At 67.1% G+C, this 21,034-nt stretch carries 21 protein-coding genes; 12 read left to right on the plus strand and 9 right to left on the minus strand.

From position 1 onward, the window contains the following. Positions 1–22: 22 nt before the first annotated feature. Genes ACR9ZH_RS16190 through ACR9ZH_RS16210 form a run of 5 tightly spaced genes read right to left on the minus strand, consistent with a single transcriptional unit; the run spans position 23 to position 3,234 of the window. Positions 23–934 (minus strand): tyrosine recombinase XerC, encoded by a 912-nt coding sequence (locus ACR9ZH_RS16190; protein WP_481291788.1) that lies wholly within the window; start codon positions 932–934, stop codon positions 23–25. After that, entirely contained in the window at positions 931–1,617 is a 687-nt protein-coding gene (locus tag ACR9ZH_RS16195) for a DUF484 family protein (protein WP_481291789.1), read from the minus strand. Before ACR9ZH_RS16195 ends, ACR9ZH_RS16190 begins: the two co-directional genes overlap by 4 nt. A gap of 53 nt (positions 1,618–1,670) precedes the next feature. Then, positions 1,671–2,498, minus strand: a complete 828-nt coding sequence (gene dapF / locus ACR9ZH_RS16200) for a diaminopimelate epimerase (protein WP_481291790.1) — start codon at positions 2,496–2,498, stop codon at positions 1,671–1,673. Between the two features lie 6 nt (positions 2,499–2,504). Beyond that, a complete protein-coding gene (gene lptM / locus ACR9ZH_RS16205; protein WP_481291791.1) occupies positions 2,505–2,720 on the minus strand; it encodes an LPS translocon maturation chaperone LptM in 216 nt (71 codons plus the stop codon). Between the two features lie 43 nt (positions 2,721–2,763). Further along, entirely contained in the window at positions 2,764–3,234 is a 471-nt protein-coding gene (locus tag ACR9ZH_RS16210; RefSeq protein WP_481291792.1) for a GNAT family N-acetyltransferase, read from the minus strand. A gap of 199 nt (positions 3,235–3,433) precedes the next feature. Here ACR9ZH_RS16210 and ACR9ZH_RS16215 point away from each other — a divergent pair, with 199 nt between their 5' ends. Then, positions 3,434–4,918, plus strand: a complete 1,485-nt coding sequence (locus tag ACR9ZH_RS16215; RefSeq protein WP_481291793.1) for a RimK family protein — start codon at positions 3,434–3,436, stop codon at positions 4,916–4,918. A gap of 119 nt (positions 4,919–5,037) precedes the next feature. Here ACR9ZH_RS16215 and ACR9ZH_RS16220 read toward each other — a convergent pair whose 3' ends face one another. After that, entirely contained in the window at positions 5,038–5,256 is a 219-nt protein-coding gene (locus tag ACR9ZH_RS16220) for a hypothetical protein (RefSeq protein ID WP_481291794.1), read from the minus strand. Positions 5,257–5,384: 128 nt separating this feature from the next. Between ACR9ZH_RS16220 and aroE the strand changes: the two genes are divergently transcribed. Further along, complete coding sequence (gene aroE, locus ACR9ZH_RS16225) at positions 5,385–6,221, plus strand: shikimate dehydrogenase (RefSeq protein WP_481291795.1); 837 nt, start codon at positions 5,385–5,387, stop codon at positions 6,219–6,221. Between the two features lie 7 nt (positions 6,222–6,228). Here the strand turns inward: aroE and ACR9ZH_RS16230 are convergent, their stop codons facing one another. Further along, positions 6,229–6,849 carry a LysE family translocator gene (locus ACR9ZH_RS16230; RefSeq protein ID WP_481291796.1) on the minus strand — a complete coding sequence of 207 codons (621 nt, stop codon included), beginning with the start codon at positions 6,847–6,849 and terminating at the stop codon, positions 6,229–6,231. A 70-nt stretch (positions 6,850–6,919) separates the two neighbouring features. Next, positions 6,920–10,156 carry a protease pro-enzyme activation domain-containing protein gene (locus ACR9ZH_RS16235; protein WP_481291797.1) on the minus strand — a complete coding sequence of 1,079 codons (3,237 nt, stop codon included), beginning with the start codon at positions 10,154–10,156 and terminating at the stop codon, positions 6,920–6,922. Between the two features lie 315 nt (positions 10,157–10,471). Here ACR9ZH_RS16235 and ACR9ZH_RS16240 point away from each other — a divergent pair, with 315 nt between their 5' ends. From ACR9ZH_RS16240 to ACR9ZH_RS16285, 10 genes are all read left to right on the plus strand, one after another. Then, the gene (locus ACR9ZH_RS16240) at positions 10,472–11,005 is read left to right on the plus strand and encodes an energy transducer TonB (RefSeq protein WP_481291798.1); all 534 of its coding nucleotides are present in this window, start codon (positions 10,472–10,474) and stop codon (positions 11,003–11,005) included. Between the two features lie 102 nt (positions 11,006–11,107). Beyond that, on the plus strand, positions 11,108–11,404 hold the full coding sequence (locus ACR9ZH_RS16245) for a hypothetical protein (RefSeq protein ID WP_481291799.1): 297 nt from the start codon (positions 11,108–11,110) through the stop codon (positions 11,402–11,404). 134 nt (positions 11,405–11,538) lie between these two features. Next, on the plus strand, positions 11,539–11,850 hold the full coding sequence (locus ACR9ZH_RS16250; RefSeq protein ID WP_481291800.1) for a hypothetical protein: 312 nt from the start codon (positions 11,539–11,541) through the stop codon (positions 11,848–11,850). 61 nt (positions 11,851–11,911) lie between these two features. Continuing rightward, on the plus strand, positions 11,912–12,451 hold the full coding sequence (locus tag ACR9ZH_RS16255; RefSeq protein ID WP_481291801.1) for a gamma carbonic anhydrase family protein: 540 nt from the start codon (positions 11,912–11,914) through the stop codon (positions 12,449–12,451). A gap of 48 nt (positions 12,452–12,499) precedes the next feature. Further along, entirely contained in the window at positions 12,500–14,545 is a 2,046-nt protein-coding gene (locus tag ACR9ZH_RS16260; RefSeq protein WP_481291802.1) for a M3 family metallopeptidase, read from the plus strand. A 22-nt stretch (positions 14,546–14,567) separates the two neighbouring features. Further along, the gene (gene xth / locus ACR9ZH_RS16265; RefSeq protein ID WP_481291803.1) at positions 14,568–15,335 is read left to right on the plus strand and encodes an exodeoxyribonuclease III; all 768 of its coding nucleotides are present in this window, start codon (positions 14,568–14,570) and stop codon (positions 15,333–15,335) included. After that, a complete protein-coding gene (locus ACR9ZH_RS16270; protein ID WP_481291804.1) occupies positions 15,332–16,003 on the plus strand; it encodes a YecA/YgfB family protein in 672 nt (223 codons plus the stop codon). The genes xth and ACR9ZH_RS16270 overlap by 4 nt, the downstream gene beginning before the upstream one ends. 109 nt (positions 16,004–16,112) lie before the next feature. After that, positions 16,113–16,946 (plus strand): pirin family protein, encoded by an 834-nt coding sequence (locus tag ACR9ZH_RS16275; protein ID WP_481291805.1) that lies wholly within the window; start codon positions 16,113–16,115, stop codon positions 16,944–16,946. Between the two features lie 81 nt (positions 16,947–17,027). Further along, positions 17,028–17,711, plus strand: a complete 684-nt coding sequence (locus ACR9ZH_RS16280) for an HAD family hydrolase (RefSeq protein WP_481291806.1) — start codon at positions 17,028–17,030, stop codon at positions 17,709–17,711. Positions 17,712–17,799: 88 nt separating this feature from the next. Beyond that, positions 17,800–18,156 carry a hypothetical protein gene (locus ACR9ZH_RS16285; protein WP_481291807.1) on the plus strand — a complete coding sequence of 119 codons (357 nt, stop codon included), beginning with the start codon at positions 17,800–17,802 and terminating at the stop codon, positions 18,154–18,156. Between the two features lie 106 nt (positions 18,157–18,262). Here ACR9ZH_RS16285 and ACR9ZH_RS16290 read toward each other — a convergent pair whose 3' ends face one another. Further along, positions 18,263–20,938 (minus strand): discoidin domain-containing protein, encoded by a 2,676-nt coding sequence (locus ACR9ZH_RS16290; protein ID WP_481291808.1) that lies wholly within the window; start codon positions 20,936–20,938, stop codon positions 18,263–18,265. Positions 20,939–21,034 lie beyond the last annotated feature (96 nt).

The raw sequence follows: 21,034 nt of genomic DNA on the forward strand, positions 1-21,034 counted from the left end.
AGATGTGTATAAGAGACAGGACTCAAGGCTTCCGCTTGGCCCGCGGATGCGCCGCGTCATACACCTTCGCCAGGTGCTGGAAATCCAGGTGCGTATAGATCTGGGTCGTGGCGATGTCCGCGTGGCCCAGCAGCTCCTGGACGGAGCGGAGGTCGCCCGAGGACTCCAGCATGTGGCTCGCGAAGGTATGCCGGAGCATGTGCGGGTGGACCCGCTTGGCCTGCCCGCTGGACAGCCGGGCCAGCCGTTGCTGCACGGTACGCGGACTGATCGCCGCCCCGCCGCGGCCCTTGAACACCGGCTGGTCGGGGCCGGCGGCGCCGAGGGCGGCCAGTGCTCTCAGGGCGGCTACCGCGAAGCGGCCCACCGGGAGGATGCGCGTCTTGTTGCCCTTGCCGAGCACGCGCACCTGGCCGTCTTCGAGGTCGAGATCGCGCCAGTGCAGGCCGCACAGTTCGGAGAGGCGCAGGCCGCTGGAGTAGAACAGCTCCATCATGGCCGTGTCGCGCGGTGCCAGCGGGCCGCCGAGGCTGGTTTCGACCAGTTCCTTGGCTTCATCGGCGTCCAGCACCAGGGGTAGCTTGCGCCGCACCTTCGGACCGCGGACCCCGGCCACGGGATCGTGGTCGAGGTGGCCTTCGCGGGTGAGGTAGCGAAACAGCGTGCGGCAGGCGGAAAGCAGCCGCTGGATGCTGGCCGGCTCGAGACCTTCCTGGCTCTTGCCATCCCTGCGTGGCGGCGGCCGGTGCAGCCGCGCCGTCATGCTGCGCATCCGTTCCGGGGTGAGCCGGTCGAAGCTGTCGAGGCCCTCGGCCTCCATGAACGCCAGCAGCTTTTCCAGATCGCGCCGATAGGCGGCGAGCGTATGGGCCGACGGTACCCGTTCGGCGGCGAAGTGGCCGAGGAAAGCCTCGACGGCGGCGCGCGGGGTCACGCCACCTTCCGTGCCCGTTCGATGGCCGAGCCGACCGTGGTCGAGATCATGTCGAGGAACAGCGTGCCCATGCCGGGATGGAAGCGATCCGGATCCGCGCTGCCGATGGCCAGCAGGGCGTCGGGTCCGATACGCATCAGCGCGGCCGAGCGTACGTCGGGCGCCGCATCGCCGAACAGGCGGTGCAGTTTGTCCGGCGCCAGGCGCCCCGCGACCGGATCGCCGTGTTCCAGGAACGACGCGAACTCGGGCAGGCCGGACGCGCCGTGGGGCTCGCGCAGCAACCAGGGTTCGTCGGGCAGGCCGGCCAGGTCGCCGAAGAACACCAGGCGGACGCGCTCGGACTGGAAGTCTTCGGTAAGTCGGCGCACGACCTGGCGCACGGTGTCTTCGATGTCGCTGGCGCCCAGCAGGGCGAGCATCAGCCCATGCACGCGGCGCATCAGTTTCTCGTTGTCGCCGGCCACGGCCGTGAGCTCGCGGAGCCGCGCTTCCAGCTGGGCGTTCTTGTCGCGCAGGCTGCGCAACTGATGCACGGCAAGCGAGGACGCCGGGCCGTTCACGCCGGGCAGCACGAGTTCGTCGGCCAGTTCGGGGTAGGCAACGAGGAAGTCGGGGTGCTGCCGCAGGTAGGACGCCACGCTGGCTGGCTTGATGTCCCCGTCGATCGCGGTGTCGGTCATACGTACTTCCTCAAAGGCTTGCGTGCCCAGTGTGCCCCGTTCGCGTGTGAACGTCACACCTCGCCTTCGTAGACGAAGGCGGCGGGGCCCGTCATCCAGAGCGTATGCCCGGGGCCGTGCCACTCGATGGTGAGCGTGCCGCCGGGCAGTTCGACGTCCACGACCGGCGCGACGAGTCCGAGCGACTGCGCGACGGCGGCCGCTGCGCATGCGCCCGTGCCGCATGCACGGGTCCAGCCGCTTCCGCGTTCATGCACGCGCAGGCGGATGCGGTCGGGCCCGATGCGCTGGGCGAAGCCAATGTTGGCGCCCTGAGGGAAGACGGGATGCGAGGTGAGCACCGGGCCCAGCCGGTCCACCCGCGGATCGGCGATGTCCTCGACGAATACGACGCCGTGAGGATTGCCCATCGAGACAGCGCCGAAGCTCACGTCCTCGCCATCCAGGTGAACGGTATGCACGGCGTGCGGCGGCAGGTCGAGCGGGATGGCGGAGGGCGTGAAGTCGGGTTCGCCCATGTCGACCACCACCCTGCCCTCGTCGAGCACCCGCACCGTGACCGGACCCGAAGGACTTTCCAGGCGCACGTCGGTGTCGCGGTTGATGGCGCCGTCACGATAAAGCCACGCGGCGACGCAGCGCACCCCATTGCCGCACTGGCCCGAGGGCGAGCCGTCCGCGTTCCAGATGCCGTAGTAATACGCACAGGAAGGATCGCGCGGGGGCTCGATACTGATCAGCTGGTCGAAGCCGATGCCGGTATGACGATCGGCCAGTGCCGCCACGCGTGCCGCGTTCGGGACGCGCGGCGGATCCTCGCGCCAGTCGACGATGGCGAAGTCGTTGCCGATCCCATGCATCTTGGTGAAACGGATGGGCATCGTCCGCTACTGGTGGATGACCGAATTGAACGGCTGGCTGGAGGTGCTGGCCGGCGGCGGCGTGAGCGACGAATGCTCAGCCGGCTTCGCCGGCGCGGTCTGTGGCGTGGCCGTGGCGCCCGCCGCGGGCGGAGGCGGCAGGAACAGCGGGCCCTTGTTGCCGCAGCCGGCAAGCGCGGCGGCGGTGGCGGCAAGAGCGATCGGCAGGACGAGTCGGCGCATGGGCAACTCCTTTGAACGACGCCCAGTATAGCGTCGGGGCCGGTCAAAGCCTCTTTTCGAAACGGAACGCGCCGGAGCCGTCGGCATAGTAGTTGGCATACTCGCCGATCCGCGCGTAGCCGAGCCGCTCGTAGAGCCGGATCGCCACCGTGTTGTCCTTGCGGACCTCCAGGCGCAGCGAGCGGCAGCCCCGGGCCCGGGCGGCGTCTTCGGACGCCTCGATCAGCGCCGAGCCTACGCCCTTGCCCTGCGCCTGCGGCTTGGTCGCGATCGAGTAAAGCCGGGCCACGGTCGTGCCCTTGCGGAAGAAGACCACGGCGGTGCCGAGGAAGCGCCGGTGGTTGGCGCTCGCCACGAGCACCAGCGCGCTCTCGCTGTCGAGATGCTTGCGGTACTGGGCGCGACTCAGCCGATCCTGCGCGAAGCTGGATTCCTCGAGGGCGACGAGATCGTCGAGATCGCTGACTTCGGCGCGACGAACGCGCACCGCGGCGGTGACCGGGGGTGGACGCATGCGCTAGGGGACTCCGGCGCGGGGGTGGGCAAGCGCGGCACTGTAGACCTCGGCGGAGCACGGATCAATGACTTTTTCATGAATCCTTCCGGCGTGCCGCTTGTGCGTCGCGCCGCGAGAAGCACACACTGCGGCACCGGCGATACGATCGATCCCAGGCGGGGTCGAGGGAATGACATTCGCCGCCTGCAGAGGTCTCATGAGCCGGCTCGTCATCGTCGTGGAGAAAGCCTCGGACTGGGGCTCGTATTACCCGTCCGCCGATGTCGTCGCCGCCATGGACTACCTCCGTCAGCCGGTGGGCGGCGACGACGAACGCACCCACGTCATCAATCTCTGCCGCAGCTACAAATACCTGGGCACGGGCTATTACGTGTCGCTGCTGGCCGAGGCGCGCGGGCACAAGGTCATCCCTTCCGTGCGCACCGTGAACGACCTGCGCCGCCGTTCCCTCTACGGCCTGGACATCGACGACCTCAACCAGAAGCTCGCCAACTTCCTGCCCGCCGGCGGCCGCGACACCACCGACTTCGGCGTGCTGGTTTATTTCGGCGAGACGGCTTACCCGGACCTGCAGGATCTTGCGAGGCAGCTGTTCGACATGTTCCCCTGCCCGCTCATGCGCATCGAGTTCGAACGCGAACGCGTGTGGCAGGTGTCGTCGATCAAGCCGGTGGGACTGCACACGCTCGACGATGCGCAGGAAGACGCCTTCGCCCAGGCGCTGGACAAGTTCTCGCGCAAGATCTGGCGCAAGCCCCGCACGCGGCGTCGCTTCCGTTATGACATCGCGATGCTGGTCGACCCGAACGAGAAGATGCCGCCCTCGAACAAGAAGGCGCTGAAGCAGTTCATCGAGGCCGGCAAGCACCTCGGTATCGAAGTCGATCCGATCGGCAAGAACGATTACCAGCGGTTGGCCGAATACGACGGCCTGTTCATCCGCGAGACCACCGCCAGCGACAACCACACCTATCGCTTCGCCCACCGCGCGGAGAAGGAAGGCATGGTGGTGATGGACGACCCGACCTCGATCCTCCGCTGCACGAACAAGATCTTCCTTAACGACCTCATGGTGGCGCGCAAGCTGGCCACGCCCGCCACCGAGATCGTGTACCGCGACGACATGCGACGCCTGCGCGACCTGCCCGACCGGCTCGGCCTGCCGATCGTGCTGAAGATCCCGGACGGTTCGTTCTCGCGTGGCGTGGTCAAGGTGGAAACCCGCGAGGCCCTGGAGAAGGCCGCCAGCGAGCTGTTCTCGCACAGCGCCCTGCTGATCGCCCAGGAATACCTCTATACCGAGTTCGACTGGCGCATCGGCGTGCTGAATCACGAGGCGCTCTATGCCTGCCAGTACTACATGTCGCGCGGCCACTGGCAGATCTACAACCACGGTGCCAAGGGCACGGCCAAATCAGGCGGATTCCGTACGGTGCCGGTGCGCGACGCGCCCGCGGAAGTGGTGAAGCTGGCGCTGAAAGCCACGCAGACCATCGGCGATGGCCTGTACGGGGTGGACCTGAAGCAGGTCGGCGACCGGCCGGTGGTGATCGAGGTGAACGACAACCCGTCGATCGACGCGGGCGTCGAAGACGCCTATCTGGGCGAGGACCTCTACCTGCGCATCATGCAGGAGTTCCTGCGCAGGCTGGAAATGAAGCGACTAGGCATCCAGGCCTGACCTGTAGGAGCGCGCCTTGCGCGCGACATGTTTTCGCACCTGTCTCCAAGCTTGCGCGCCAGCTCCGGGGCACGGCCTCAAAACATGTCGCGCGCAGGGCGCGCTCCTACAGAGACCCCTCACCGCCGGAGCAGGCTGGCCAGCAACGACATCGGCAAGCCCGGCTTCATCGCCACCAGGATGCTGGCCGGGGCCAGCAGCAGCCAGAATGCCGGCGTCCAGCCGAGGGTTTCGCTGTGCCCGGAGAGCGGCGTCAGCAGGAGCAGCAACGCGCCGCACGCCAGCCACGCGAGGGCGATGAGGGCGCGCAGGCGGCGCGGCGAGAGCGTGTCGTGCATGGCGGACTCCTGGCATCGGTGGCGATGGAAGAAGCCTAGGTGCCCGCCGTCTCAGGGATCGCGACAGGTCTTCCCGATCCCGTCGCACCTGCCATAATTTGTCCCGAGCATGAGCCAAGGGAAAATCCATGAGCGCTGAAGCGCACCGTTACGCCGTTTTCGGTCACCCGATTGCGCACTCGCTGTCCCCGGAGATCCATAAGGCCTTCGCTGCGCAGCTCGGCATCCGCCTGAGCTACGAAACCATCGACGCGGCCCCCGCGCAGTTCGAAGAGGCGGTCCGCCGTTTCTTCGCCGAAGGCGGCCTCGGTGCCAACGTCACCCTGCCGCACAAGGGTGCGGCCTTCGCGCTGGCCGGCAAGCGCAGCGAAGCCGCCAGCCGCGCGGGCTCGGCCAACACGCTTACGCCACTCGTGAACGGTGACCTCGAGGCGCACAACACCGACGGCAGCGGCTTCGTACGTGACATCGCCGATCGCCACGGTTTCGACCTGCGCGGTCACGACGCCCTGCTGCTGGGCGCGGGTGGCGCGGCCAGGGCGGTCGCGTGGGCCCTCATGGATGCCGGCGTGCAGTCGCTCACCATCGTCAACCGCACTCCCGAACGTGCCGACGAACTGGCCGACGCCATCGGCGAGCCCGGCCGTTGCTACACGCGCTACTGGGACGGCCTCGACGGGGAGTCCTTCAACCTCGTGGTGAATGCCACCTCCATCGGCGTGGTGGGCGGGCGCTTCGACCTGCCGACGTCGATCCTGAAGGATCACTCCACATGCTACGACCTGAGCTACGGCGCCGCGGCGGCCGACTTCAAGGGCTGGGCGCTCGCCGCCGGAGTGCGCCCGGACTGGTTCCGCGACGGCCTCGGCATGCTGGTGGAACAGGCCGCCGACGCCTTCGAGCGCTGGCACGGTGAGCGTCCCGACACCGATCCCGTCTATAACGCGCTGCGCCAGCGTTTCTGACCCCAGGCTACCGGGCGAGTAACTGCCGCACGCCCAGCGACACGATGAAGGCGCCGCATACGCGATCGATCCACGCCTTGCCGCGCCGGTAGTGCGCGGCGACGCGCGGTGTCGCGAAGACCACCGCGACAAAGCCGTACCACGCGGAAGCCACGACGGCGACCACGCCGAGCATGCACAGGAACGTGGGGAGCGACACGTGCTTCGGCGCGGCAGCCGAGAACACGGCGGCATAGAACGCCATGGCCTTGGGATTGCCGATATTGGTGATGATGCCGGCGCGAAAGGCGGCGGCCGGCCCCCCACGCATGCCGCCGGCCGACGGTTTCGTGCTTTCGACGCCCGCGCGCAGGATCAGGCGTCCACCAAACCAGATGAGGTAGGCGGCGCCCGCCAGCTTCACGGCCAGCGCGATCCAGGGGAAGGTGGCGAAGACGATGCCCACGCCGAGGATGGCGCAACTGGCCCAGAACAGGTTCACGAGCACGGTGCCGCCGACCATGGCCAGGGCCTCCCGCGTCGTGCTCGATGCTGCCCGGTGCGCGATGGCCACGAAGTTCGGTCCCGGACTCACCACGCCGATCACATAGACGGAAAAGACGAGGGCGATGGCGTGGAGGTCGATCATGGCGGTGGCTGCAATTATGTGGGAAGCGCGCCGGCGCGCTTCCCACAGGGTAACTGCCTGTAACGATCCGTTACAGGGCTGCAGTGACCCGGCGGCCGCCCTGGAAGCGGTTGGCCGGCACCGTGGCCTGCGTGCCGAGGACGAGGGGCGTGCCCCAGGCATCGGCGACCTTGAAGGACGCGAAGCCCTTGCCGGTGCCCTGCCACTCGACCATGCGGTTATTGGCGTTGCGCCAGAGCAGGTCGGCCATGCCGTCGCCGTCATAGTCGCCGATGCTGGCCAGCGTATAACCGGCCGGAATCGCGCGGCTGCGCGTCGCGGTGACATTGAAGCCGTCAAGGGTCCACCAAGTCAGCTGCGCGCTGGCGGCGTCCGTCCAGATCAGGTCGGTGCTGCCGTCGCCGTCGATATCGCCCACGCCGTAGAGGGTCGCGCCGGCGGGCCGATCGGGCAGCCTGCGCGACACGAAGCCGCGATGCTGGTCGGCGATCCACAGGGTGACGGACGCATCGCTGGCACGGGTCCAGACCAGGTCGGTATAGCCGTCGCCGTTCGCATCGGCCAGGACCGGCGTCGCGCCGCGCACGCCATTGATCGGCTGGGACACGGCGGTGACGATGATGTCGTTCTGCGTGACCGGATCCAGGTCGAGCTTCCACCAGACGATCTGCGTGGTCTTGGTGTCGAACCAGACCAGCTTCTGGTTGCCGCTGGCATCGTCGACGCCGGTACCGAGCAGCTTCCAGGTGGACGGCACGGAGTGGTTCACGACGAAGGCGTAGTAGCCGCCGGTACCTGTCGACACCCAGACGTTCACCCGGTTGTCGCTATCCAGCAATACGATCTCCCCGGATTTCAGCGACAGCGCGTCGAGGCCGGGGATCAGGTCGCCGAACGCCGCCACCGTAAGGCCGGGATCGATCGACTGGGTCTGGTCGTACAGGCTGACCGCCCCCTTCATCGCCACCGAGTGCAGCAAGCCCTCGGAGGGATCGACATAAGCGAAGTCGCTGTAGCCGTCGTTGGTGAACAGGTTGTTGAGCGAGAGGAAGTCCGCCGGGGCCGCGTAGTTGCGCTTGGCGGGAGAACCCCAGGCCGCCACCGCGTCGACCAGGTTGGACGCGTTGATGGTGCCGAGCCCCGTGGCCATGCTGTAGCCCACGTTGGCTTTCCACGCGGGCACCAGCGTATGGGTCGTCGGGTCGCCGCCTTCGACGATGCCGACGATGTTGTTGAGCTTCTGGCCGGTGTCGCAGTTCGGGGAGCCCACCGCGCAGGGCTGGACGATGTCGCCTTCGGTCACGTTGTTGAAAATGCAGTCGGGGCTGATCGTCGCGCCATTGCCGGCGTTGCACGCGGTGAGCGTTTTCGTGTTCGGCGAACCGACGGTACCGAACTGGCGCGCGGCGATGCCGTAGAACGCCGGCAACACGTTGCCGCTGCGGTCGCCGGTAGCCTGGTTGATCAATGTCTGCACGCCCGCCATCGCCGGCGCGGCGAACGAGGTGCCGCCCGCGGAGTTGGCGAAGACGCTGTCGGGATTGTCGAAGTCGCAGGCGGTGCCGCCGTTATCCTCGTCGGACATGCAGAAGACCAGCGCATGGCCGAAGATGCCGTTGGCCGAGAACAGCGAGACGTCGGGCAGCATGCGCGAGGTATGGTTGGTCGAGCCGCTGATGCCCACCTGCTCCACGGGTTGCGCGAATCTCCCGCTGGGACCGCCGCCGGCACCCCCGACCTGGAGGAAGTCCTGGCCGCGGCCGACGCTGTCGTTACAGGCGGTGATGCCGTCCGTGTAACCAAGCAAGGTGTAGAGGTGGCTGCTGGCGCAGCTGTTGTTCCAGGTCATTTCCGGGATGTAACTGACGGCGGACTGGTAGTACGGCAGGTTGGTGTCGGTCCAGTACATGGACTGCTTGCCGCGATCGTTGAAGTCCGTGCCGCCCACGGCGACCGCGGAGGGCGAAGAAGCCAGACCGTTCACGGCCGCGCCGGAGGTGGACCAGAACAACGCGCCCTGGTCGCACTGCGTGGAGCCGCCGTCGCCGGATGACACGAACACGGTCACGCCTTCCGCGGCCGCGGAAGACCACAGCACGTCCGCGGTGTACGCATCGCCCGGGTCGGCGGACTCGCAGGCGCCGTAGCTCAGGCTCCAGACCGGCGGCGGGAGACCGCCGTCGGGACCTCCTTCGAGCAGACGGGCCGCGGCGATGAACGGGCCGAAAGTGGCGCCACTGTCGGCACAGGATGCCAGCACGATGTCCGCATCGGGCGCGGCGGCGCCGGCCCATTCGGCATCGAGCGCCGCCTCGCCTTCGTCACCGTTGAAGCCGGGGTCGGCACAGGGCTCGCCCTCGTTCACGGGGTGCAGGACGCTGAAGCTGCCCTTGGCATCCGCGGGCAGGAACGCGTTGCGGAAACGCGCGACGTCGTCGGGTGACACGTTGGTCCGCTCGAGCACGACGACGGTCTGTCCCGCCCCACGCACGGCTTCGCGCCGTTGCCATAAGGGCTTCACGTTGTAGACCTGGTTGAAGTCCGCCGGCACCATGTCATAGGTGATGTTCGGGTTCGTGTTGCCGGGCGGCACGGTGAAATCCGGCGTCGCGCTGGCGTTGGTCCACTTCCCGTGCCTGCGGTCGAAGCTGGCCCGGCTGACCGGCGTGTGCTGGGCCTTCGGGAAGAAGTCGTCCAGCGCAACGGCCTGGATCACCGGCGACAGCGCGGTGGGGATCTTCGTCGCCGTGTTGTTGGCGAAGTGACGCTCGCCCTCCACGTCGTAACGATGCAGCTGCGTACCGAAGGCCTTCGACACGGCACCGGCAGGGCCGGAGAACACGATGCGCATGCGGTCGCCCGAAACGGTGGACACGGTCAGTCCCTGCGACTGCAGCCATTGCCTTACCGCGCTCACGTCCTGCAGGGAGGGTCCGAAACGTTCGCCCAGCTGTTTCGCCGTGAGCCAGTGGTGGAAGTCCGGCGACGCCGGGTTGTTCAATTGCGAGAGGTACGTCCGGAACGCCCTCTCGCGGTCTTCGTCGCGCTTCAGCACCAGCGTGATGTCGCCGACGGTGTCGCTGGCGGCCATGCTGCCCGCGTCGTACTTTGCGATGGCCGCCAACGGCGCCGTTCCCGGCAGGGCGAAGGTCGAAGTTTTCTCCACGTTGGCGGTGACTCGCGTGGCGGCTGGCGAGGTCAGGGATTGCGTGGCTTGCCGCAGATCCGTCGCGGCTGAGGGTAGCGACAAGGCGCAGCCCGTCGTCAGGCTCGCGAGCGCGAGCCAGTTGGTGTACCTGCGTAACATGTGGTGACTCCCTTAGCGTGAGTGATGTATCCCCACCGAGCTCCCTGTCACAGGCTTTCCCCCTAAACGCCACGTCAGGGCGATCAGTTCTTGCACGCTAAACCTGCCGCGCCCGTCGCGAGGTGACTCCGGTCACATTTGGCCGTCTAAACGTCCCGCTTGCTAAGAAACATGAGCTTCGTCATGCCATGCGTCCGGAAGTTCCTGCGAATCGGCCGCCATGGAACTGCAACAATCGGGCGGGAAGATGGCCCGCCCGCCGGGGCCGGCCGACAGGGGGCCTGCCTGGTTGCGGGATGCTCCCCGGATCCCCCCATGTCCAAGCTTGCCCTTGCCGCGCCTCCCCGCCGCGCGGTCATCATCGTTGCCGCCGTGGCCGTCGTCGTCGCCGCGGCCGCCGCGTTCGCTTCGATGCACCTGCGTCATCCGGCCACCTCGGCCACGTCCGACGACGCTGCATCGACCTCGTCCCCGGGCGACGACGCGGGATCGAACGGCGTCGAGATCCTTCTTGGGCTGGCACGCCAGGCCACGCGCGAAGGGCGCCTGGTTTCGCCCCAGGGCAATAACGCCTACGAGTACTACCTCAGCGTGATCCAGCTCGAGCCGAACAATGCCACCGCCCAGGACGCGTTGCGCGAGACGATTCCGTTCGCTTCGCAGGAGATCGAGCGCCTCATCAACCGCAGGGACCTGGAAGAGGCGCGCCGTGAAATCGCCCTGCTGCGCGACTTCGATCCGACCAATTACACGCTGATCATCCTGGGCGCCAAGCTGGACGCACAGCAGCAGGTCGTGACAGCCGAAGACGAGGCGAGGGCCGACGCGATGCGGCGGCGAAACGGGTAGGTTGGTTCAGCGGATAGCCTGGTACCTGCCGTGACCGGCTTCACGTCCTGGAAGGGGTTCTGCGGGGATAATCGCGCATCCCGAAGGCAAGGAGCCCGTGCCATGAACCGTCTCACCCCCCTCTTTTTCATGATCGTCCTCGGCGCCGCCGCCGTCAGCGCGTGCCAGACCACGCCGGCCGCACAATCGAAGCCGGTGACCGGCTACGTCACCGACATGAAGGCCTTCGACGCATTCATCGCGACCCGTCCCACGCCGGAGCAATTCCGCGCAGCCTATCCGGATGTGATGCTGGTGACGCCGGACATGATGACCACGCGGGAAATGCGCCAGAACAACAGCCGCTATTTCCCCAAGCTGGATGCCGAGGGCCGCATTATCGGCGGCTCGTTCATGTAAGGGACTGCGGAGCCCGACATATCGTGTCGGCGAAACGGAAGGCTGTATTCGGATCATCTCAGGCTCGTGTCGGCCAAACTCTGCGCCGGGTATCGCGCGGCATGTCGCCGCCGGACCCTGATGGAGATTCATTCATGGATAAGATGATCCGTAGCACCCTGCTCGCCCTTCTCGTCGCCGCTCCGCTGGCCGCTGCCGCGCAGACCAGCGGCAACAACGGCTTTTCCGGCGGCGACACCGTCGGGACCTGCGGCGTGACCAGGCTCGACGCATTCGGCAAATTCATCGCCGGGCGTCCGACGGTGCCGGAATTCCGGGCCGCGTATGGCTGCGTGCAGCTGGTCCTGCCGGGCGACGTGACCAGCCGCGAAATGCGCGGCGACAACAGCCGCTACATCGCGACGCTCGACGCGTTCGGGCGCATCGTTGGCGGCCAGTTCCAGTAAGCCGCCGGGGACGCCGGGCAGGGCGTCCCTTCCCGCCGGCGCCAGCGACTAGAATGGCGCCATGGCTTCTTCTCCGCTCCGGCCCTTCAAGGGCATCATTCCGCGCCTGGGCGCTCGCGTCTACGTGGACCCGGCCGCCACCGTCATCGGCGACGTCGAACTCGCCGACGACGCGTCCGTCTGGCCCGGCGCCGTTCTTCGCGGCGACGTCCACCACATTCGCATCGGCGCCCGCAGCAACCTCCAGGATGGCGCCGTCGTCCATGTGACCCACGACGGTCCCTATACCCCGGGCGGGTTCCCGACGATCATCGGGGCCGACGTCACCGTCGGACATGGCGCGGTCATCCACGCCTGCACCATCGAGGATGGATGCCTGATCGGCATGCACGCGACGGTGCTCGACGGCGCGGTCGTGAAGAAGAACGGGTTCGTCGGCGCCGGTGCCGTGATCCCGCCTGGCAAGGTGGTCGGCGAGCGCGAGCTGTGGCTGGGCAATCCGGCCCGGATGGTCCGCGTACTGAGTGACAGCCAGGTGGAACAGTTGTACTACTCGGCCGCCAATTACGTCCGCCTGAAGGACGACTACCTGGCTGCTTGATTTGGATTCGCGGGGGCTCCACGCTGGTTGCCTGACAGGAGATCAGCCATGGACACCCCTACCAACCCCTTGCTCGACCCCAATGGCCTTCCCGCCTTCTCGGCCATCCGGCCCGAGCACGTGGAACCGGCCATCGACGCCCTCGCGGCGGAGCAGCGGGCCACCATCCAGCGCATCGCCGCCCCCGGCGGGGTACGCGATTTCGAGCACGTGATGCTCGCCCAGGAGCGCCTCGATCAGGCCCTGGCGCGCGCCTGGGCGCCGGTCAGCCACCTCCATTCGGTGGCGGACTCCGAGGCCCTGCGCAAGGCGCACGGCAACGCCGAGGAGAAGCTCACCGACCTGGGTATCGAGATCGGCCAGAACCGCGATCTCTACGCCGCCGTGCAGGCGGTGGCCGACCGCGACGATTTTCGCTCCCTTCCCGTGGCCGCCCGCGCGGCGGTCGACCACGCCCTCCGCGATTTCCGTCTCTCGGGCGTGGCGCTGGAAGAGCCCGCGCGCAGCCGTTTCCGTGAAATCGGCGTGGAGCTTTCGCGCCTGACCACCGAGTTCTCGAACGCGGTGCTCGACGCCACCGAAGCCTGGCACCAGCACATCACCGACGAGCGTGACCTTGCCGGCATCCCGGCGTCGGGCCGTGCCGTGCTGCGCGAGTACGCGCGCGAGGAAAACCTCGAGGGCTTCCTGGTGACCCTGAAGCAGCCCAGCGTGCAGGCGGTGCTCACGTACGCCGAGAAGCGCGAGCTGCGCGAGGCGGTCTACTACGCCTACCAGACGCGTGCATCCGACCAGGGCCCGGGCAAGGGGAAGTTCGACAATTCGGAGCGCATCGAGAAGATCGTCGCCTTGCGTCACGAGGCGGCCCAGCTGCTCGGTTTCGCCAACGCCGCCGAGGAATCCCTCGCGACCAAGATGGCCGGCTCGCCCGAGGTCGTCCTCACTTTCCTCCGCGACCTTTCCGCCCGCGCCAAGCCGGTGGCGCGCAAGGAACTTGACGAATTGCGCCGCTTCGCCACCGAAGAACTGAAGATCGACAACCTCGAACCCTGGGACATCGCCTTCGCCGCCGAGCGCCTGCGCCAGCGCCGCTATGCGCTCGACGAGGAACAGATCAAGCCGTACTTCCCGGCGTCCGCCGCCATCGACGGCCTGCTCATGGTCGTGGAACGCCTCTATGGCATCCGCTTCGCCCCGCGCGACGACGTCGACACCTGGCATAAGGACGTCAACTATTACGACCTGATCGATGCCGAAGGGCGCGTCTTCGCGGGCGCCTACCTCGATCTCTACGCCCGCTCGGGCAAGCGCGGCGGCGCGTGGATGGACGTGTGCGCGGCCCGCTTCCGCGACGGGGACCGGCTGCAGCTGCCCGTCGCCTTCCTCACCTGCAATTTCCCCCCGCCGACCGAAGGCGTGCCCGCGCTGCTCACGCATGACGACGTGCTGACCCTGTTCCACGAATTCGGCCATGGCCTGCACCACATGCTGACCGAGGTGGATATTCCCTCGGTGGGCGGGATCGACGGCGTGGAATGGGATGCCGTCGAACTGCCCAGCCAGTTCATGGAGAACTTTGCCTGGGATCGCGACGCGCTGCGCTCCTTCGCCCGCCACTACCAGACCGGGGAGCCCCTGCCCGACGAGCTGTACCAGCGCATGCTCGATGCCCGGCACTTCCACGCGGGGCTGTTCCTGGTGCGCCAGTTGGAATTCGGTCTGTTCGACTTCCGCCTGCACCTGGAGTACGACCCGGCGAAGGGCGCCCGGCCCCTCGATGTGCTGGAGGAGGTGCGCCGCGAGGTCGCGGTCCTCCATCCGCCGGCATGGCAGCGCTTCCCGCACGCCTTCACCCACATCTTCGCCGGCGGCTACTCGGCGGGGTATTACAGCTACCTGTGGGCGGAAGTTCTTTCCGCCGACGCGTTCGAGGCCTTCGAGGAAGCTGGCGTGCTCGACCGCGCCACGGGCGAGCGTTTCCGCAAGGAAGTGCTGGCCGTGGGTGCCACCCGGCCGGCCCTGGAGTCGTTCAAGGCCTTCCGCGGCCGCGAGCCGCGGCCGGACGCCCTGCTGAAGAGTTACGGACTGGCCTGACCGTGTCCTTTACAATGGCGCGATGAAGATCGCGTCATGGAACGTCAACTCGCTCAAGGTCCGGCTGCCCCATCTCCAGCAATGGCTGGCGGAAGCGCAGCCGGACATCGTCGCCCTGCAGGAAACCAAGATCGTCGACGAGAAGTTTCCCGTCGACGAGATTGCGGCCATGGGCTATCGCGCCGTGTTCTCGGGACAGAAGACTTATAACGGCGTCGCCATCCTCGCGCGCGAGGAGCCTTCCGATGCCGTCACCGACATCGAGGGCCTGGACGATCCGCAGCGGCGGATCCTGGCCGCCACGGTCGGCGACATCCGCGTCGTGAACCTGTATGTCGTGAACGGCAAGGCGATCGGGGACGAGAAGTACACGTACAAGCTGCACTGGCTGGCGAAGGTGCGTGACTTCCTCGCCGGCGAGATCGCGCGGCACCCCAAGCTGGTGGTTCTCGGCGATTTCAACATCTGCCGCGACGACCGCGACGTGTACGATCCGGTGGCCTGGGGCGAGGACATTTTCTGCTCGCCGCCTGAACGTGCCGCACTGCAGGCGCTGTTGGATGTCGGTCTTCATGACAGTTTCCGTCTTTTCACAGAAGATGCCGGTCTTTTCAGCTGGTGGGACTATCGCCAAGCAGCCTTCCGTCGCAACATGGGCCTGCGGATCGACCTCATCTTGATCAGCGATGCGCTCAAATCCGTCGCGACCTCGTCGATCATCGACAAGGCGCCGCGGAAGTGGGAACAGCCGTCCGACCATGCGCCTGTCGCGCTGGAGTTGAACCTTTGAATACACCGAAGTCCGAATGGCCGAGTTCCCTCGACGATAAGGAACTCGAAGAACTCGATACCTACCTGCGCGCGCACGGTGGCGACGGCGACCTCATGCTCGACGGCGTGCACGGGTTGCTCTCGGCGGTCGCCATCGGTCCGCTCGAGGTAAAGCCGGAGGAATGGCTGCACGAAGTGCTGCATGACGCCTTCGACGACGAGGACGAAGGCAACCGCGTCCTGGCGCTGCTGGCGAAGCTCAACGATTCCATCATCGCGGAGCTCGACGTCGACGCCTACGAGCCGATCCTGGGCGAGGTCGACACCGAGGAAGGCCCGCTGTTGTCGGCGGCCGGCTGGTGCGAGGGCTTCAGCCGCGGCATCGACATGCGCGCGCAGCTGTGGGAGAACCGCCTCGCCGAGGACCCCACGCTGATGCAGCTGCTCGGACCCATCATGGCCCTGGCGGTGGATGAGGGCGTGCTCCAGGCGGATGCGGAGTTCGAAAAACTCACCGACGAGGAATACGACGAGTGCCTGGGCCAGTTGCCCGAGGTGCTCAACGCCGTCGGCGACTACTGGCGCGAGACCCCACCCACCGAAGCCGAGCTCCAGGCCCTCACCCGCCCCCGCGTTGAAGGCGAGGAAGGCCCGCCCCGCCATCGCGCAGGCCACTGGGTCCACTGAAGAAGCCCGGCGTCGCTCACGTGCCGTCGCCGAAACGCATCGTTCGCGTCGCGCACCTTGGCCGGCGGCCCGACTGGCGGCATCTTTGCGCCAACCAAAGGAGCCAGCCATGACCACACAACGCCACATCACCCGCCGCGTACGCGGCATGGACACGTCCGACGGCGCAGGCGTCAAGCTCAAGCGCGTGATCGGCCAGCCGGCGCTGGACATGCTGGATCCGTTCCTGCTGCTGGACGAATTCCGCTCCGACCAGGCCGGCGACTACATCGAAGGATTCCCCGAGCATCCGCACCGCGGCTTCGAGACCGTGACCTACATGCTCGCCGGCCGCATGCAACACGGCGACAACCACGGCAATCGCGGCGATCTTGGCCCGGGCAGCGTGCAGTGGATGACCGCTGGCCGCGGCATCCTGCATTCCGAAATGCCGCAGCAGGAGGAAGGCCTCATGTGGGGCTTCCAGCTATGGGTGAACCTGCCCGCCGCGGACAAGATGGTGGAACCGCGCTACCAGGACATTCCGCCGGCAGCGATTCCCGTCGTGCATCCGGCGGAAGGGGTGACCGTGCGCGTGGTGGCCGGTGAACTCGCCGGCGCGAAGGGTCCGGTCAGCGGGATCAGCACGGAGCCCGTCTATCTGGATATCGCGCTGGATGCCGGCGCACGCTTCGACCTTGCGCTTCCCGAAGGACACAGCGCTTTCGCTTACGTGTTCGACGGCGAGTCGGCCATGATCGCGAGCGAGCCGGTGACGCGTAGCGAACTGGCCGTCCTTTCGAAGGGCGACACAGTGAAATTCACGGCTGACCGTCCGGCTCGTGTCCTGCTCGTCGCCGGCCGTCCGCTGGCCGAGCCGGTCGCGCGGTACGGTCCGTTCGTCATGAACACGCCGGCGCAGATTCATGAGGCCATCGCGGATTTTCGTGCGGGCAAGTTCTGACGACCCGGCGAACACCCTTCGCGCGCCAGCGCGCGAAGGGTGCTCGCGACAAGCCACCCATGAGGCTGTAATCTGATAGGCATGTCCCGACAAAAACATGCCTTTCTCTTCGACCTCGACGGCACCCTGGTCGACAGCGTTTACCAGCACGTGCTCGCCTGGAAGGAATCACTCGACATGGAGGGGATCGACCTCTCCGTGTGGCGCATCCACCGCAAGATCGGCATGAGCGGTGGCCTGTTCACCGACATCCTGCTGCGCGAGACCGGTACCGAGATCACACCGGAGCGCATCGATCGCCTGCGGCGCAACCATGCGGCGGCCTATGGCCGCCTGGCCGAGGCCGGTGCCGTCAAGCCCCTGCCCGGTGCCGTGGAGCTGCTGGCCTGGCTCACCGACGCGAAGATTCCCTGGGCCATTGCCACATCCGGACGGATGGAAACGGCAGCCCACAATATCGCGGCCCTCGGCGTCGATCCGGCCAAGGTGCCGGTCGTGACCCGTGACCAGGTCCGTCACGCCAAGCCCGATCCCGACCTCTTCGTCACCGCGGCGCACCGGCTTGGTACCGACATCCGGGAGGCCATGGTGATCGGCGATGCCATCTGGGACATGCTCGCCGCCCAACGCGCCCGGGCCCTCGGCATAGGCTTGCTTTCAGGCGGCTACGGGGAGAACGAACTGGAGCGCGCAGGCGCCTACCGGGTCTTCGAAGACCCCGCCGACCTGCTCCGCCATATCGACGAAGTGGCCGCCCGAAGCTGAACGGATGCCGGAAGTTCCCCTAGGCGTTTAGCCAGGGGACGGGTAGGGGTTCGTAGCATTGGCACGTAAGCAAAGGATTTCATCGACCATGCGCTTTATCCTCACGGCTGTCCCGCTAACGGTTGCCTTCATCATCGCGGCCTGCTCGCATTCGGAGCCCTCCGCGCCCGCCGCCACCCCGGCGGCGGCGTCCACGGCCGCTTCACCGGCGCCGGGGAAGACGGCGCCGGCCAACGCGGCGCTCGGTTCGCCCGAGTGGTACGCCTGGGTGGACCAGACCCTTGCCGTCAGCGACGACGGGCACGGTCCCAAGGCCGGCAGCGAGGAATGGAACCAGGCGGTGAACCGCAAGCTGGGCCAGGAAGCGCCGCAGAGCCAGCCCGGCTCCGCTGAATGGCAGCAGGCGGTCGACGCCCTCCTCCGCACCCGCGTAGCCACCCACTGACCCCAGACCACCCATCGTAGGAGCGCGCCTGCGCGCGACATCTTTTCGCGAAGAGCAACAGGCCCTGTTGCTCACGGCCCAAAGGCGTCGCGCGCAAGGCGCGCTCCTACAAGTGCTTGCGGAGGGTGGCTTTCCCCGGGGGCAGCTTTACCTCGCCGGACGGTAACGAAAGAACGATGCCGCCCGGTGGCGTCACCGGCTGCGTCACGGTCAGCAGCGCTTCGCCGTTCTTCGCTTTCAGCGTGTAACCGAAGCGGCCGTAAGGCGTGCGCAGGTTGCGGATAGCGATCCCCTCGCCTTCGAACCACGCCGGCTGCACGCCGGCGGCGATCACCAGAGCCCCATCGGCATCGCGGTCGTACGCGAACATGTCCAGCGCCGAGCGCACGTAGTCGGAGGCGATCCACGCATGCGGCATGTCGCCGACGAAGCGTGGCTCGCGGGGCTCGCGGCCCACGACCTCCGCCCACTGGTTCCACGCGGCCGGTCGACGATCGGCGAAGAAGAAGGCGAGAAGCTCGTCGAGCCGGTCTCGCCAACCCAGGCGGATAAAGCTTGCGACGGTCCGAAGTTCGTAGGGCGTGTAGTCCCTCCAGGCGGTCTTCCCATCGCGCCGTGCCACGAAGCCCTGCCAGTACTTCTCGAAGGTGTTGTCGAGCAGCTTCTTCGGCAGGCGGGATTGCTCGTCACCTGGCGACAGCGCGATGGTGGTCGACGTGGCGTCGAAATCACCCAGCTCGGCGGATCCGGGGATGAAGTCGATGCCCTTCGCCTTCACTGCCGCGACGATGGAGGCATGCAGGTCGGCGCGGAACTGATCGCGCGAGGCGGCGAACGCCGTGACGTCGCCTTCGTTCCCGAGGGCTTTCGCGAGTTCGACCGCGTCGTCGTAACCCTTGAGTGCCCAGAAGTCGTCCCAGTAGGAGTGCATCGGCTTGGCCGAATAGCCTTCATGGCTGATCGACGCGGGCATGAGGCCGTAAAGCGCGCGGTCCGGCCCGCCGAGGCGCGAAGGCTGCCGCTCGCTGGCGCGGAGGGAGTCCATGTAAGCCACGGCCTTGCGTACATGCGGATAGAGCGCCTCCACGGTCGCGCGGTCGTGCGTGTAACGCCAGAGCTCCGCCACGCTGAAGACGAGTTCGCCATGGCTGTCGTTTTCCGGCACCGGATCGGAACCGCGTGCATCGACGCAACACGGCACCTTGCCGTTCGAGAACTGGTGCGGCGCGTACCAGCGGATGAACTCGCGGGCGACATCCTCGTGCCCCGTACGAAGCAGGCCTTCGAGCATCATCGCACCGTCGCGCACCCAGGTGCGCGAATAGGACCGCGTGCCCGGTTGCAAGGCCGGGCCATCGCGCGACATCAGGATCTGCGCGACGCCGCTCTTCATCGTGTCGACGATCGGCTGTGCTTTCGGCGGTACCTCGATCGTCACGCGGTCCAGCTTCTCGCGCCAAGTCGTCGCAACGGCATCGGCATGCGCGGCCAGCCATGCGCCGGCGTCCGGTGGCACCACGACCGGTTGGCCGGGATCCGCCGGTATCACCACGCCGAGGTCGACATGCCCGTGCGCCGGAACGTGCAGGTCGTAAAGCAGCGCTCCCTGCGCGAAGCCCGCATCGTCATGGAGCAACGCCACCGTGGGACGTTCGCCCGAGTCGAGTCGCTCGCTGAGCGTCTTCGGCCGGTCGGTGCTGGCGACGAAGCTCGTGGTGCGTTGAAGCGGCACGATCTTGCGCGCGCCGTTGACCGTGAGCGCATGACCGTCCCAGGTCAGCTCGTCGATGCGGCTCGTGCCGCCCGGTGCGTTGAGGAACTGTGTCGGCGGATTCACTTGGAAGGGGCGCGCCGCCAGGGCGAGGGTCACCTCGCGTGCGGCATCGCCATCGTTCGCGACCCGGTAGCTCACCACCAGTTGCGAGCGTCCGGGTTCGCCCTGAGCGAAGGGCGTCGTCGTGAGTGCCAGTTGACCAGCCTCCCAGCGTACCGACGGGATGGGCAGGTAGCGGTCGCGCAGCGACTGGCTGGCCTTCACGTCCGCCCAGGTGAGCAGCTTTCCGCCGTCGATGAGGAAGGGTTCGATCGAAAAGCTGCCGCGGGAAATCTCGACGGCGCCATCTTCGGAGATGAGCGCCGAATCGCGGCTGCCGCCGTCGACGCCCACGATCGTCCAGTAGGATTGCTCGCCGGAGAAGCCGCGCGGGTAAAGCCCGCGACGAACCTGCTTCGCACGCGCTTCGAAGACGGCGTTCGGCGTGGGTGGCGGTGCGGGAACGGATTCAGGCTCGCGAGCGACGATGTGGAGATTGTCGAAGCAGACTTCGCCGCGATCCTGCGCCTGTGGGAAGCTCGGCGCCTCCTTGTAGATCACGAACTCCACTTCACGGGTGTGGCGCAAGGTACGGTCCTTGACCGGTCCCCAGGCGAACTCGACCTGCCGGCTCGTCGCCTCGATCGTCTGCCAGTTCGCCGTCGGAACGAACGAGGGCCTCTGGTACCACCACACGTTGTCGCCGCTGTCGTCGATGAACTTCAGCTGCAAGGTATTCGGCGGCATCGCGCCGCGCACGTCGAAGCCGAGCGCGAAGCCGGCGGGAAAATCCACGGGCAGCGTCTTGCGGATCGAGGCCGCGCCGGACACGCCGTTGAAGTCGTAGTCGAGGCAGATGGCTTGCCCGGTCTTGCCGGGCACGGCACGCAGGCTCGCAGAGACGTCATCGGTATGCGTAGCTTGCCAGCCCGTCGTCGTGTCGAAAGCATCGAGGACACTTGCGTGCACGCAGGAAGAGACCAACAGTGCAGCGGCGGAAAGACCCTGTAGGACCGCGCCCTGCGCGCGACGCCATGGGGGCCGGGAGCCACACGACCAGTCGCT

The organism is Luteibacter sp. SVR4-7G, assembly GCF_056755555.1.